Annotated in this window: 9 protein-coding genes; 1 reads left to right on the top strand and 8 read right to left on the bottom strand. The window is 58.3% G+C overall.

Features of this window, described 5'->3' with window-relative positions:
• Window positions 1–575: 575 nt before the first annotated feature.
• The 4 genes from PMI36_RS14425 to gfa form a co-directional block, all read right to left on the bottom strand.
• On the bottom strand, window positions 576–1,091 hold the full coding sequence (locus PMI36_RS14425; RefSeq protein WP_008072233.1) for a DUF4823 domain-containing protein: 516 nt from the start codon (window positions 1,089–1,091) through the stop codon (window positions 576–578).
• Window positions 1,092–1,207: 116 nt separating this feature from the next.
• Complete coding sequence (locus PMI36_RS14430; protein WP_008072232.1) at window positions 1,208–1,885, bottom strand: dTMP kinase; 678 nt, start codon at window positions 1,883–1,885, stop codon at window positions 1,208–1,210.
• Between the two features lie 204 nt (window positions 1,886–2,089).
• Window positions 2,090–2,692: an NAD(P)H:quinone oxidoreductase gene (wrbA, locus tag PMI36_RS14435; protein ID WP_008072230.1), complete on the bottom strand. Its 603-nt coding sequence runs from the start codon at window positions 2,690–2,692 to the stop codon at window positions 2,090–2,092.
• Between the two features lie 327 nt (window positions 2,693–3,019).
• On the bottom strand, window positions 3,020–3,598 hold the full coding sequence (gene gfa / locus PMI36_RS14440; RefSeq protein WP_008072228.1) for an S-(hydroxymethyl)glutathione synthase: 579 nt from the start codon (window positions 3,596–3,598) through the stop codon (window positions 3,020–3,022).
• Between the two features lie 567 nt (window positions 3,599–4,165).
• Here gfa and PMI36_RS14445 point away from each other — a divergent pair.
• Window positions 4,166–8,998, top strand: coding sequence for a M10 family metallopeptidase C-terminal domain-containing protein (locus PMI36_RS14445; RefSeq protein ID WP_008072226.1), 4,833 nt, complete (start codon window positions 4,166–4,168; stop codon window positions 8,996–8,998).
• Window positions 8,999–9,057: 59 nt separating this feature from the next.
• On the opposite strand, the gene PMI36_RS14450 is transcribed toward PMI36_RS14445, so the two are convergent.
• The 4 genes from PMI36_RS14450 to PMI36_RS14465 form a co-directional block, all read right to left on the bottom strand.
• Window positions 9,058–9,945 carry a DUF2950 domain-containing protein gene (locus PMI36_RS14450; protein WP_008072224.1) on the bottom strand — a complete coding sequence of 296 codons (888 nt, stop codon included), beginning with the start codon at window positions 9,943–9,945 and terminating at the stop codon, window positions 9,058–9,060.
• Between the two features lie 26 nt (window positions 9,946–9,971).
• Complete coding sequence (locus PMI36_RS14455; RefSeq protein ID WP_008072221.1) at window positions 9,972–11,444, bottom strand: DUF3300 domain-containing protein; 1,473 nt, start codon at window positions 11,442–11,444, stop codon at window positions 9,972–9,974.
• A gap of 118 nt (window positions 11,445–11,562) precedes the next feature.
• Complete coding sequence (locus PMI36_RS32010) at window positions 11,563–12,018, bottom strand: hypothetical protein (RefSeq protein ID WP_008072219.1); 456 nt, start codon at window positions 12,016–12,018, stop codon at window positions 11,563–11,565.
• A 174-nt stretch (window positions 12,019–12,192) separates the two neighbouring features.
• Complete coding sequence (locus PMI36_RS14465) at window positions 12,193–13,974, bottom strand: alpha/beta fold hydrolase (protein WP_238543574.1); 1,782 nt, start codon at window positions 13,972–13,974, stop codon at window positions 12,193–12,195.
• Window positions 13,975–13,985: the final 11 nt, after the last annotated feature.

Here is a 13,985-nt window from a genome sequence, read left to right as displayed (position 1 = left end):
ATGTGTTAGGGCCTATTCCGCCAGATTAAAAAGCACTGAAATGGCGTTCTCCGAGAGTGAAGAATGTTCGCAGAGGCACGGCCTACAAGGCTTTCGAAACAAAAATGGGTGGCGCCACTTAAGGCGCCATCTTTAAGGGGGGGCCACATCGGCAGAAGCTCAGAGAGCAGTTTCCCGAGCATTCAGAGCTGATTGGAAAGCTGACGCAAGGATGAAGGGCTTGGATGGATTGAGGGCTTCCAAATCTGCGTGCAACCGGGCTAATCCTGAAACATCTCGTTACGCGTAATGTATATTATGTTAAATGATGTGTCAGGGCGGAACTTCTACCTAAGTCGTTAGGCATTGATTCGACAAACGCTTCTTGCGTCCACTCTCTCAACGAGCCATGTCCTTCGTGTTTTTAGCCGTACCCAGGCTTAAGAGAAGCAGGCTCTGCATCAAATCAATGGTGAATTCTCAACGCCTGCCATGCGGTGATGGATAAGCCAGGATGAGACATCCCGACCAGTCGCAGTCACGCCTGAACACAGAACAACTCACCCGCGGCCTTACTGGTATCTGCCCCAGCCAGTTTAAAACAGCGACGAAACAAACTCATTAACCGGTTCCGGTAACAGGTCTTGGGGGTGATCCCCTCCGAAAGTAGCCAGCCCACTACTGCCCTTGATAATCCCAGAGCTAATGACATCGCCAGTTTGAACCCGTATGACTTCGACTTTGATTTCTACTTTGTCCGGGATCATCGACCATTCTGTCGCTCGATCTTCCCAGTGCAGGATGGTTGGGAAGATCAAGATGTCTTGGTCTGCGCCTTGAGCTTGGGTGACGGCATCCTCAAAATTTTCAGCCAAACCGCCAATGCGCACCAGACGGGACTTGGCGCTCGTGGCGTTGTAAATGATCTTGGTAGTGTTACGACCAGAGCCGCTGTAGACGTTATCACCGTATTCGCCGTCAGCAGGCGTCGTGACAAAGATCCGCTCGTTTGCCGCAATACGTGCTGAGCCATTTTGTTGTGGTGACCAGCGGTGTGAATCCGCGCAACCAGAGAGCACGGCAATTAAGGCGAGAGTCAGGAGTACGCGCATAAACACATCCTTGTAAAGGCCTACATGGCATTTAGAGATCAAAGGAATATAGCAAGGCTCAGCGCTACGGCACTGATCGTGTCGACCTATTGAGTAGCTGGGAATCTTCAATCCTGCTAACGATCTGTATCTACGGCTATCTCAACCTCATCAAGGCTGGCGCAGCGAACTTCGCCTACGGGGCATCGAAGGACTCTATAGATCTCAGAAATTACCTGCATCGTTGCGTCTTCGATCGTTCCTTCGTTACGGCATAAAACCCAGCCGTGATCTGCAATCGCGAGCTCGAACGCCTTGGTACAAGCGACATGTTCTTCCAGCTTATGGATCACAGTACTGCTCAGCCCACGCCGTCGTGCCGCTGCCCTCGCCCATGAAATTTCAGGGGCGGTGACAACCCCAACATGCAGGTCTGGCACTCGCACGTTTCGATCAATGTTCAACTGTAGAATCTCTGCAAACGGGACGATCCGGCGAAACGCGGCATCAGACGGGTACCAGCGATCGATCAAGATGATGCTGCCTGGTGGCTCTTTAGCCAGCACATGCTGGGATATCCAGGTACGGCTATCAGCAAAGCGCTCACAAACCTCCAACTCCAAATCCCGGGAGGGATTTCTGACGAGTTTGTTAACGAGGGCCATTGTTTCACCCCTATAGGGATCGCTTTTACTCTCGCAAAGTCGGATCACCTTTTTGTTGTCTGCCCTCAGTACTTTCGTAACGGCCTCCAACAGTGTGGTTTTGCCGGAACCCTTGGGCCCATCTAGAGAAACAAACAGCGGACGATTCATTCTTCACATAACGATTGATATACGGTTTTTTTGCCCTGTTCGTTCTTTGGAACCGCTTGGCGCGACAACGCGAATCGAGTGGAGGGACCTGATGAACAGACATTGATGAACACTCTAACCGGTTTCTGGCTGACGGGGCTCAAAACCCAGGGCCAGCGAAGCTCGACACCTGTCCTGCAACATGGGCCCATTTACATGCTTGCGTTAACCCGCGATCTTTATTGCAAGCTCAGCGACGTGTTTACCCTGGAAACGTGCAATATCCAGTTCATTTTGTGACGGTTGCCGTTTACCGTCGGCGCCTGCCAACGTGGTTGCGCCATAGGGCGTACCGCCGGTGATCTCGCTCATGTTGGTCAGCCCTGCGCAGGTGTAAGGCACACCCACGATGACCATCCCCTGATGCAGGAGCGTGCTGTGGAACGACGTGATGGTGGTTTCCTGGCCACCGTGCTGGGTGCCGGTCGACGCAAAGACACTGCCGATTTTCCCGACCAGCGCGCCGCTCATCCACAGTCCGCCGGTCTGGTCGAGAAACGTGCGCATCTGTCCCGCCATATTGCCAAAGCGCGTCGGCGTACCAAAAATGATTGCATCGTAATTGCCCAGCTCGTCAGGTGTCGCCACCGGTGCCTTCTGGTCAAGTTTGACGCCGATGGCTGCTGCCTGTTCGGCCGGGATGGTTTCAGCGACACGCTTGAGCGTCACGTCGGTGCCGGGTACGGATCGTGCGCCTTCGGCCACTGCGTCAGCCATCGTTTCGAGGTGACCGTACATTGAGTAATAGAGAACCAGTACCTTCGCCATGATTTTTCTCCTGGATTAAGCGCCATTCGATGAATTAGGAAGATCTTGGATTACACCACTGCCGACGAACCACAGCGGCAGGTGTAGCGCTTGGTCACGAACAAAACTGCGGCTCACACCCACCCGACTGCAGAGACTTTGACGGCATGCGGATTAACACTAGCAGCTCCGTATGCCGCCTGCTGGCAGACAGAGCCTTTATCGCCCCTCCCCCGTCCCAGAGCAGGCTGCCAATCAAACTCACCTGAAACGGATCCAGGTGAAGGGCGTTGCACTGATGGTTCAGCCAAGGTGGATCGTGCCGAATAATACATTCGGCACATGGGTTTAACGGGATGCGAGAACACCATTCAACTTCGCCACTTGCGTAGCCAATGCGTCCATCAGATCTGGCGACAAGCAGTCATACGGTTCCAAACCGAGCGCGCGCAGTTTTTCGCGAATCTCCTTCATGTCCTCCGGCGGAGTGCCGGTTTCGATGAGCGACGAAACGAAGGCTGCAAAGCCCGGTGCAGCCCACCCTTTTTGCGGAGAAAGCTCGGTATGCACGAAGTCCAGGCCATAGAACGCATGGTCTTTATTTTCGATGCGGCCGAACATATGCGCATGGCACTCTTTGCAAGCATGTCGTTGAATAGTGGCGCGCTCGTCAACAATGGCCAGCTTCTCAGCGTTCGCGATGACGCTGACTTTATCGCGAGGAACAACCGCTACGACCGCGAATTTCGCACCTGCGGGCTTCCAGCACTTGCTGCAGCCACAGGCATGATTGTGCAGAGTCTGAGCGTCAATCCTGATTTCAACCTTATCGGTCGGGCACAGGCATTGCAGGGTACCGCCAGAGAAATTTGCAGCGCTTGGCGCTATGCCGTTATCCAGTGAAGGATGAAGCTTCAAGTTGCTCACGATAAACCTCCAGTATCAGGGAGTATTCGAACTGGATCTGGAGCCTGAGCTCCAGGGTGCGGATCAGTATTTGATAGTGCCTTCATGCATCAGATCGAAGGCCTCATTAATACGTTCAAGTAGTATGGTATGAGTGACGAAGGGAGCCAGATCGATTTCGCGCGTTCTGGATCAGAAAGACCAGAATGGCGATTGCCCCTACGAGCCTCGGGATTGAATATCAAGGTCGACCCGCAGGAACCGAGTTCCAGGTTTGATTTGATTGAATGAAGAAGCCGCCTTCCTGAAGGCGGTTTTTTTTTTGCGACGAGCCTAAACGAACCTGAAAAATCGCCTTCGCGAGCCCGCTCCCACAGGGCATCACTCGCTACCTAAGCAAGCGTCAACAGAACGTTACTTTTCCGAAATGTCTCAAAAAACCTCGCAACCGTTAATCAGTTAGTCCGGTTTTTTGACGCTCCCCCGATACGCGGTCACAACTTTTGCCCTCCGCTGGGTCATAACACGGTAGCTGTCGATGGAATATTGGCATCTTTCGAGGTTTTCGCCTGATACGGAGATAAGCTCATGATTTTCAATGTACAAAATTTTGGCGCCAAAGGAGATGGCATCACTGACGACACAGCGGCGATACAAAGTGCAATTGATGCGGCGGCCGCTGCAGGCGGTGGGCAGGTGTATATGCCGTCCGGAACTTACATCGTTTCTGGAGGTGAGGAGCCCTCCGACGGTTGCCTGATGCTCAAGAGCAACGTCTACCTGTACGGCGACGGCATGGGAGCAACCACCGTCAAGGTGGCTGACGGCTCCGACACCAAGATCACGGGGGTCATCCGCTCCGCCTATGGCGAGGAAACCCACGACTTCGGCGTCAGCAACCTCACCATCGATGGCAACCGTGACAGCACCACGGGCAAGATCGACGGTTGGTTCAATGGCTACATTCCCGGCGAAGCGGGCTACGACTCCAACGTCACCCTCGACAGTGTCGAGATCAAGGATTGCTCCGGGTACGGTTTCGACCCCCACGAGCAGACCGTCAACATGGTCATCAAGAACAGCATTTCCCACGGCAACGGCCTGGACGGCTTCGTGGCTGACTTCCTCAGCAACAGCACCTTCGAAAACAACATCGCCTACGACAACGACCGCCACGGTTTCAACATCGTCACCAGCACCCACGATTTCACGCTCACCAATAACGTCGCCTACGACAACGGCGGCAATGGCATCGTGATCCAGCGCGGCAGCGAGGACATCCCCTCCCCCAGCAACATCACCATCACCGGTGGCGAGGTGTACGGCAACGGCGCCGAAGGGGTGCTGATCAAAATGTCCAGCGAGGTGACGGTCAGCGGCGTCGACATTCACGACAACACTAGCGCCGGGATACGCATCTACGGCAGTAACCACGTCGAGATCATCGACAACACGCTCAACAACAACTCCCTGGGCAGCCCCGTACCGGAGATCATCATCCAGTCTTACAACGACACCCTGGGCGTGTCCGGCAAGTACTTCAACGGCAGCGATAACACGATCCAGGGCAACATCATCACCGGCAGCAACCTGTCGACCTACGGCGTTGCGGAGCGCAATGAAGACGGCACTGATCGCAACGCCATCATCGGCAACACCATCAGCCACACCAGCAACGGTGCCACGCTGATCTATGGCGACGGTAGCTACGTCAGCGCCACGGTGCCGATGACCACCGTGCAAGGCACGGCTGGCAACGACACCCTGCTGGGCAGTGCCGCCAGCGAGATTTTCTACGGCGTTGCTGGCAACGACACCATCAATGGCGGTGCCGGTGGCGACATTCTGGTGGGTGGTGCAGGTATCGACAAACTCACCGGCGGTACGGGCGCCGACACGTTCCGTTTCGTCGCGCAGTCCGACAGTTACCGCAACGCAACCACAAGCTTCGATGACACCATCACCGACTTCGACGTCAGCCAGGACAAGATCGACCTCGCCGGCCTCGGTTTCACTGGGCTGGGCGATGGCCGTGGCGGCACCCTGCAGGTCAGCTACAGCGCCAGCAGCGACCGCACCTACATCAAGGACTACGATGCCGACGCCAGCGGCAATCGCTTCGAGTTGATTCTCTCGGGCAACCTCGCCAGCACCCTCACCGCCAGCAATTTCATCTTCAATCGGGTGGTCACCGGCACCAGCGGCAACGACTCGCTGCTGGGTAGCGATTCGGCCGACACCCTGCTCGGCCTGGCGGGCAACGACAGCCTCAATGGCGGCGCGGGTGACGACAAACTCGACGGCGGCGCAGGCATGGACACCCTCACCGGCGGTGCCGGGGCGGACACGTTCGTGTTCTCCAATCGCCTGGACAGTTACCGCAACTACAACACCGGCGGTGCCAACCTTGGCGACCTGATCACCGACTTCGATACCACCGCCGACAAAATCGACCTCTCGGCCATGGGTTTCACTGGCCTGGGGGATGGCAAGAACAACACCGTGTACGTGGTGCTCAACAGTGCCGGGACCAAGACTTACATCAAATCCCTGACCGCCGACGCCAATGGCAACCGCTTCGAAGTGGCTTTGGACGGCAACTACCTCGGCAAGCTGACCAGCGCCAACTTCGTCTTCGCCACTTCGCCGACGGTCAACCATGCGCCGGTGGTGGCAACGGCGTTGCTGGATCAGAACGCGACCGAAAACACCTCGTTCAGCTACTCGGTGCCGGCCACGAGCTTCACCGATCCGGATAACGACAGCCTCAGCTACACCGCGACCCTGGCCGATGGCAGCGCCCTCCCCGCGTGGCTGGGCTTCAACGCCACCAACCTGACCTTCACCGGCACGCCGACCGGCACCGCGTCCGGCAATTACAACGTGTTGGTCAAGGCCACCGACCCGGCCGGTGCATCGGTCAGCGATAGCTTCACCCTGATAGTGGCCGATGCGCCCGCCAACACCATCACCGGCACCAACAATGCCGAAACCCTCAACGGCACGGCGGGTGCGGACCTGATCCTCGGCCTCGGTGGCAACGACACAATCAAGGCCGGCACCGGCGCGGATATCGTTGACGGCGGTGCCGGACGCGATTCGCTGTACGGCGGCGACGGTGCCGACACCTTCCGCTACACCAACGTGCTCGACAGCTACCGCGACTACGACACCGGTGGTGTCACGGTCACCGACACGATTTATGACTTCACCATAGGCGTCGACAAGATCGATGTTTCGGGCCCGGGCTTTGAAGGCCTCGGCGATGGCCGCAATGGCACGTTGTACGTCACCCTCAACGCGGCCGGCGACAAGACCTACATCAAGTCCGCCGAAGCGGATGCTGATGGCAACCGTTTTGAAATCGCCCTCAGCGGCAACTACCTCAACACCCTGACCGCCAGCGACTTCGTCTTCGGCGAGAGCGTCCAGCAGGACATTCTCTACCTGCCCACCCTCGGCCAATCCAATGCGCGCCTGCTGCGCATGACGGAGGACGACAATCAGTCCGGCACGTCGATGCTGGTCAACGACCTGGACCGCTACACCGCCTATGACGTGCGCAGCCAGTTCACCGATGCCAATGGCAACGGCATCGACATCGCGGTGGGCGGCAGCACGGTCACCGGCCTGTCGACGCTCAGCGCCGAGGAACTCAAGTTGTGCTGGTGGCTGACCGACACCAACCAACCCGGGGCTGCGCTGTTGCGCGCCGTGACGCTGCTGCGCGACCAACTCACCGAACTGCAATCGATCGATAACGTCACCATGGGCATCATTTGGGGCCAGGGCGAGGAAGCCGCCCAGGAGATCGCCCGCGCCACGGACAAAGTAGCGGCAGCAGCGGCCTATAAGGCCGCAACCTTGAAGGTGTTCGATTACCTGCATGCCCAGTTCGGCAATTTCAACGTGTACTTGATGGAAACCGGTCACTACGAACAGGACGCGGCGCGTGCCCGTGGTTATTCGGAGGAGAAAATTGCCTCCATCGTCGAGGGGGTTGGCTATGTCCGCGCCGCCCAGGAAGCCATCGCCGCCGAGCGCGCCGACGTCAAGCTGGCGGTGGACTACACCGACCTGCCCTTGCGCCACGAAATCGACCCGCTGGCGTATCCCGACGACGTCTGGCATCTGCACGAAGAGTCGGCCGAGATCGTCGGCCAGCGCCTGGCCGACTACATTGCCAATGACCTTGGCTTCCAGGGCAACTCCAACGACAACAACAGCGTGCAGGACATTTTCGACAACGCTCAGAACATGATTTCCGGTACCGACCAGGCGGATACCCTGGTGGGTAGTTCGGGCAACGACACACTGGATGGCAAACTGGGTGCCGACACCATGACCGGTGGCGATGGCAACGACGTCTATGTGGTCGATAACGCGTCCGACCGCGTGGTGGAAACCAACACCTCGACCTCGCAGATCGATACGGTGCAGGCCTCAGTCAGCTGGACCCTGGGCGCTAACCTCGAGAACCTGGTGCTCACCGGTGTGTCGGCCATCAACGGCACCGGCAATGAGCGGCACAACTTCATCACCGGCAATGCCGCCAATAACGTGCTCGATGGTGCCGCCGGGGACGACAGCATGAGTGGCGGCGATGGCAACGACACCTACTATGTCGATAACGCCAACGACACCGTGATCGAGATCAACAGCAATGCGGCGCCGGGAGGGGGCGACAGTGTGCACAGCAGCCTGGCGGCCTATACCCTCGCCAACAACGTCGAGCATCTGTATGTCGATAGCACTGGCGCCGCCAATGGCACGGGCAACGCGCTGGACAACACACTGTTCGCCGGCGCCGGCAACAATGTGCTGGATGGGCGCGATGGCAATGACACGGTGTCTTTTGAACGGGCCCTGTCCGGCGTTACCGTCAACCTCTCGACGTCAGCGCAACAAAACACCGTGAGTTCCGGGCTCGACACCTTGAAATTCGTTGAAAACCTGACGGGAAGCGCCTACGCCGACAGTCTGTCGGGCAACAGCGCCGCAAACGTTCTGAACGCGGGATCGGGCAACGATACATTGGTGGGCGGTTCGGGCGATGACCGGCTGATCGGCGGTGCAGGCACCGACAACCTCACCGGTGGCACCGGCGCGGACACCTACGCGTTTGCTGCATTGTCGGACATGGGCATCGGGGCTTTGCGCGATGTGATCAACGGATTCAAGAGCACCGAGGGCGATCTTCTGGATTTCACCGGCCTGGACGCCAACCCGCTGACCACCGCTGTCGACGCCTTCACCTTCGTCGGCAGCAACGCCTTCGACCCTGCCGACGCCACCGGCCAACTGCGCTTTGCCGATGGCATTCTTTACGGCAGTGTCGATGCCGACGCCATGCCGGAGTTCGAAATCCAGCTGGTGGGTGTCCAGGAGCTGCACGCCAGCGATTTCACCGCTTTGGGTTAGGCTCACATCCCCGGGAGCGGGGCTGCCCGCTCCCAAGGGATTTGCAGTCCCAGGCTGATCTACTCTTGACTCACAGTTACCACCTTCCAACTGTCATCTGGATCAAAGCGCTTCATCGATTCCGCCAACTTGTCACCACCGGGTCCCAAGTCTTTTTCGAACACCTGCCCTTCATGACTGATCATGAAACTCATCACCCCGGTGTCAGCGTATTTCGCCGGCCAGGCGATCAGTGCAAAGCCACGGCTCATCTCGTCACCGATGAGGTAGCTATAGGCGCCGCCCGGTGCCGAAGGACCTTGGCCATCAAGGATGCGGAAGTGATAACCCTGCCAGTCTTCGCCGGCAATGGTTTTGCCGAACAAAGGACCCAGCGGGCTGATCTGACCGCTATCGTCGTCCTCCCAATAAAGTCCGTCGTGCTTGCCGGCGGTGCTGAAGATTTTTTGCGCGTAGGCGAGTGCGCCGTCCCCGTCACGGTCCTCTGATGCATACTCCATCTGGACGTCATGATAAGTCAGCACTGATTGCACCGCGGCGAGTTCGTTGCGGCCAATTCGACGTGCACGGACTTCGGCGCTGCCGGCGTCGATGTCGAAGCGCCAACCGTTCGCGGCTTTTATCATGGGGATAGGCAGTGTCCAGTGTTCACTGCCAACCGACAGGACCGCCTTGCTATCGCTGGTTTTTTCAATGGCGTGTTGCTCGCGATATTGCTTCAAAAACGCATCCACATCACTGCGCTGCACGCCTTCGCGCGGGATGAAACTGCGCCATTCATTACCCAGCAAATCGGTCAGGCGTGCCTGATCGGCGTATTTCGTCCCCAGTGCTTCGACGAACGCCTGGGCGGCCATTTCCGGGGTTGGAAATGCCTGCTGTGCCGTAACCATGCACGACCACGTCAAGCCGGCAACGATCGCCATGACATGAAAGCGCAAGCCCATGAGAGCCTTCACTCGAGCATTGTTTTTCAACGACGGCCCCCTCTTTGACGCGCGGGTGGACTGGACGGCCGGCTGACCTGATGGCCGGCGGGACGCGAGGCGCTAGGGCGCCGGGCGGATGCCTGGCTGGCCTGGCCACGACTGGCTTGTGCGTTGGCCTGGGACGGTGAGCGCACGCCGGCGAATGCATTGTTGCGCGCACTGCCCGCACTGCCCGTACTGGCAGCCGGCCGTTTTTGCGCGGTCTGGCGCCCTTGCAAATCGCCCTGCCCGCGCTGATTTACCTGAGCGGTCTGTTTCCTGGGTTGCTGATTCTCCCGAGTACTTCTGGCAGTGCCCTGGCTCCTGTCAGACGCCTTCGGTCTGTCTGTACCTGCTTGCATCCGATTGCCGGGCGATGTTGCAGACTGGGCTTTGCGCGCAGAATCACGGGCTTCACGGTTGCTGGTGGCGGGTCGCTCGATACCGTGCTTGTCCATTGAACCACGGGCTTTTTCACGAGCCTGGGCTCGCTGGGCATTGTCCCCTCGATAGGCTTCACGCTGACGGGCACCGTCCAGTTGTCGGCCGTACTGTTCGCGGCTCTTACTGTCTCGATAGGGAACGCCGTCGCGATGAACAGCGTTGTGCTGCCAGTTGTTCTGATTCCGAGTGATCTGATTGTTGCGATTGATGTTGTTGTAGCGGTCGACGTCGATGTCGATGTCGTTGTTGTCCCAGTCACAATCACCCCATAACGAGCCGATGATAGCCACACCGGTACCAAAGGCCAGCCCGGCCAACAATGCCGAACCGGGGTAATAGGCCGGCGGCGGTGGATAGTACACGGGCGGCGACGCCGGATAGGGCCAGGTGCCGTAGGTTGTGGTCGGGTTATAAGTGGGTACGTAAACCACCTGCGGATCGGAGGGCTGAATGATGATCGTGGAGGTGCTGCTGGCCGGAGCCGGAGCCGGAGCTGCCGATGCCGGTGCCGCCTGCACCGTCACGTTCTGATATTGGTTGCTCTGCAGGTTGCCTGCTGCCTGAGCCTGATGACGCAAGCGTTGCACGCCCCCCATGACATCGTCGGGCTGCGCCAGAAAGGCATCACCCAGGCGTTGTACCCAGACGGGATCCTGTCCCAGCGTTGCCATGACTTGGGGGAAAGCAACCAGCGCCTGCACGCTCGGATCCCAGGGCTGGTTCGCCACTTGTTTGACCGCATCATCGCCCTTGGCGTCCGGGTGTGCTTTAGACCAGGTGACCGCCTCGGCGATTTCCCCGGGGTACGTGGTGGCCATCAGCACCTGTGCGAGCAGTGGGTCCGGGTAAAGCGCAATGGGAGCCAGCATTTGATCCAGCTGCTCCTGGGTAAACACGGCATCTTTGGCCACCGAGGTGACAGGTGCTGTACTGGAAGCGCTGGTGGTCGCGCTCGCGTCCAATGGCTGCGCCAGGCAGGAAGATCCGCTCAAAAACAATACAACCGACACCGCGTAGAACAATGGAATGCGCATTGCACCCCCTCTGTGGTCAGGCAGGCTTGAGCGCCTTGATCGTTCCGCCCTTCCCTGCACCGTCGCGCCCGTCAAAGACGATACAGATCTTGATGCAATGACCCTTTGTTGTTCAGGTTCAAGGGGTTATCTGGTAGCCCCGTTGCTGCATGCAACTGCTGTAGGCGGAAGCAGTTGCAGCCGGTTCTGCCCGGCGATCCTGTCGACGATCCTGACGTTGCCGGGATCCGCCTACAACCGCACCTGCCACAGCAGCATCCTTGGCCTTGTTCTGTCGATATTCCTGTTTAACGTCGTCGTCTACCTTGTCATAAACCTCGTCATACTGACGACCGCGCGCTCCGGCAACCGCCGCACCTGCTACTGCGCCAGTAGCGGCACCACGGGCACGTCCACCTGATTGAGGCGTTGTGCTGGTGCTTGCTGCGTTCCCGGCCTGAGCCTGGCATGAGCTAATGTCCTGTTGAATCATTTCGGGGGACTGCCCTTTGAGCGGCGTTACGGTCTCGGCTGAAGCGCAAAGGCAGAACACCGAGACAAGCGTAGCCAGGCAGGGGGGGATGGATTTCTTCATAAAGCCTCCACTGCTATCAGTGTGCTTTGGATCTTTGAGTCTAGTTCAGCGTTTGGCGACTAGCCCTGGAACAATGTTCTTAGGGTGCAACTTCTAATTCCTTTTGTACTTGTGCACCCCTCGAACGGGTGTGGGTAGTTTTGAGCACTGACTTACACCGCAATACAGCCAATCTCAACGCTCCAGGACGTAATGGCCCGGGGCTGCATATAACGGCGGATATTTGCGTGAGCCAAGTTTGCGTGGTGCTGGCCGGCTAGCGCCCGACCGTTGTTCAATCCACTGCCGCCAATGCGGCCACCAACTGCCGGTGTGGCTCTCGCCTGCATCTTGCAGCCAGCTTTCCGGATCTGAGGCGGTGGCAGCGGCGGCGTAGAAATACGACTTTGGGTTGCCCGGCGGATTGATCAAGCTCTGTAGATGGCCGGCATTGGAGAGAACGAAGGTGCTGTCCTCGCCGAACAGTCGGGCGGTGCCGTAGCAGCCCTGCCACGGTGTGATGTGGTCGGTGGTGCCGCCGATCACATAGGCACCGACCTTGATCTTGCTCATGTCGATCGACTCGCCGGCAATCTGCAATACCCCCGGGTTGCTATAGGGATTGTGCTGGGCCAGATCGAGGTAGTCGGCATGCAGCTTTGCCGGCAGACGCGTGGAGTCGTTGTTCCATGCCAGAATGTCGAATGCCGGCGGCTTGTTGCCCAGCAGATAATTGTTGACCCAATAATTCCAGATCAGGTCGTTGGGTCGCATCCAGGCGAACATGCGCGCAATGTCCTGGCCGCTGAGTGTTCCCTTGCAGTGCGAGCTGGTCTTCGCCGCGCGCAGTACCGCCGGGGTGGCAAACAGGCCGATGGCGGTCTCACCGAAGAGCGCGGGCATATCGAGCACGCACACCGCCCAACTGGTGTTCGCCACCTTGGCGCCTTCACCGCGCGCCGCCAGCCAGCCGAGATAGGCCGCGAGCGTCAGGCCACCTGAACAGGAACCCCACATGTTGACATCCGCGCTACCGGTGATTTGCCGCGCGACATCAACCGCCTGGTCAAGGCACAGTGCGTATTCGGACAAGCCCCAGTCGCGGTGCATGCTGGTCGGATTGCGCCAACTGACGACAAATAGTTGTATACCGCTGTCCTGTATCCATTTGATCAGACTCTTGTCTGGCGACAAGTCAATGGCGTAGTACTTGTTGATCTGCGGCGGTGACATGACTAACGGGCGGGCATGTACATTCTTCGTGGTTGGGGCGAATTGCAGCAGTTCGAACATCTCGGTGCGCAACACCACCTCGCCCTTCGCCGTGGCGACATTTTCTCCCACCTTGAATGGCGCGCTGTCCACCTGCGTCGGCATCCCGCCGTTGTGGCGCAGGTCACGGGAGAACTGCCCGATCCCTTTGACAAGGCTCATGCCACCCGTATCGAGCAACTTGCGCAACGCTGCCGGATTGGTCAGTAGCAGGTTGCTCGGCGCCAGTGCATCAAACAACTGTGCGGCAATGAACCGGGCGCGGCCCTTGTCTCTGGCATCGAGATGGGCCTCCTCGATAAAACGGCTCAGCTCATCATTGCCAGCCAGGTAGCTCTGCAACAGGCCGCGCAACAAGGCATTGGATTGCCAGGCCGGATCGCAAAAACGCTTGTCTTTGGGATTCGGTGCCACGCTGGAGCTGCCGGCGACAATATTGCCCAGTTCCTTGAAGAAACTGCCAACATGCCGCGCGGCCTTGACTGGCGTCTTGCCCACGGCCTTGAACAGGGAACCGGAGGCGCTAAGCAGATCGACCGGGCGCACCCTGAGCAATGGTGTAGCAACCTGTGCTGTCTTAATCGCTAACTCCTGTTTCTGCTGCTCTTGAAGAGCTTTTGGCGCGCGGCGACGTTTGGCAGGCGTATCCGTTGATCGAGCGATACGAGGTGTTTTATTCATAGCCATTCTCTTGTTTTTGTACACAAGCCTTGAGG

The organism is Pseudomonas sp. GM79, from assembly GCF_000282495.1.
Classification (GTDB): domain Bacteria; phylum Pseudomonadota; class Gammaproteobacteria; order Pseudomonadales; family Pseudomonadaceae; genus Aquipseudomonas.
The sequence above is the reverse complement of the archived record's forward strand: the minus strand, read 5'-3'. Positions and strand labels throughout refer to the sequence as shown.

Coding starts and splice junctions, on each gene's coding strand:
- PMI36_RS14425 (WP_008072233.1), bottom strand. CDS start 1,091: ATGCGCGTACTCCTGACTCTCGCCTTAATTGCCGTGCTCTCTGGTTGC.
- PMI36_RS14430 (WP_008072232.1), bottom strand. CDS start 1,885: ATGAATCGTCCGCTGTTTGTTTCTCTAGATGGGCCCAAGGGTTCCGGC.
- wrbA (WP_008072230.1), bottom strand. CDS start 2,692: ATGGCGAAGGTACTGGTTCTCTATTACTCAATGTACGGTCACCTCGAA.
- PMI36_RS14445 (WP_008072226.1), top strand. CDS start 4,166: ATGATTTTCAATGTACAAAATTTTGGCGCCAAAGGAGATGGCATCACT.
- PMI36_RS14450 (WP_008072224.1), bottom strand. CDS start 9,945: ATGGGCTTGCGCTTTCATGTCATGGCGATCGTTGCCGGCTTGACGTGG.
- PMI36_RS14455 (WP_008072221.1), bottom strand. CDS start 11,444: ATGCGCATTCCATTGTTCTACGCGGTGTCGGTTGTATTGTTTTTGAGC.
- PMI36_RS32010 (WP_008072219.1), bottom strand. CDS start 12,018: ATGAAGAAATCCATCCCCCCCTGCCTGGCTACGCTTGTCTCGGTGTTC.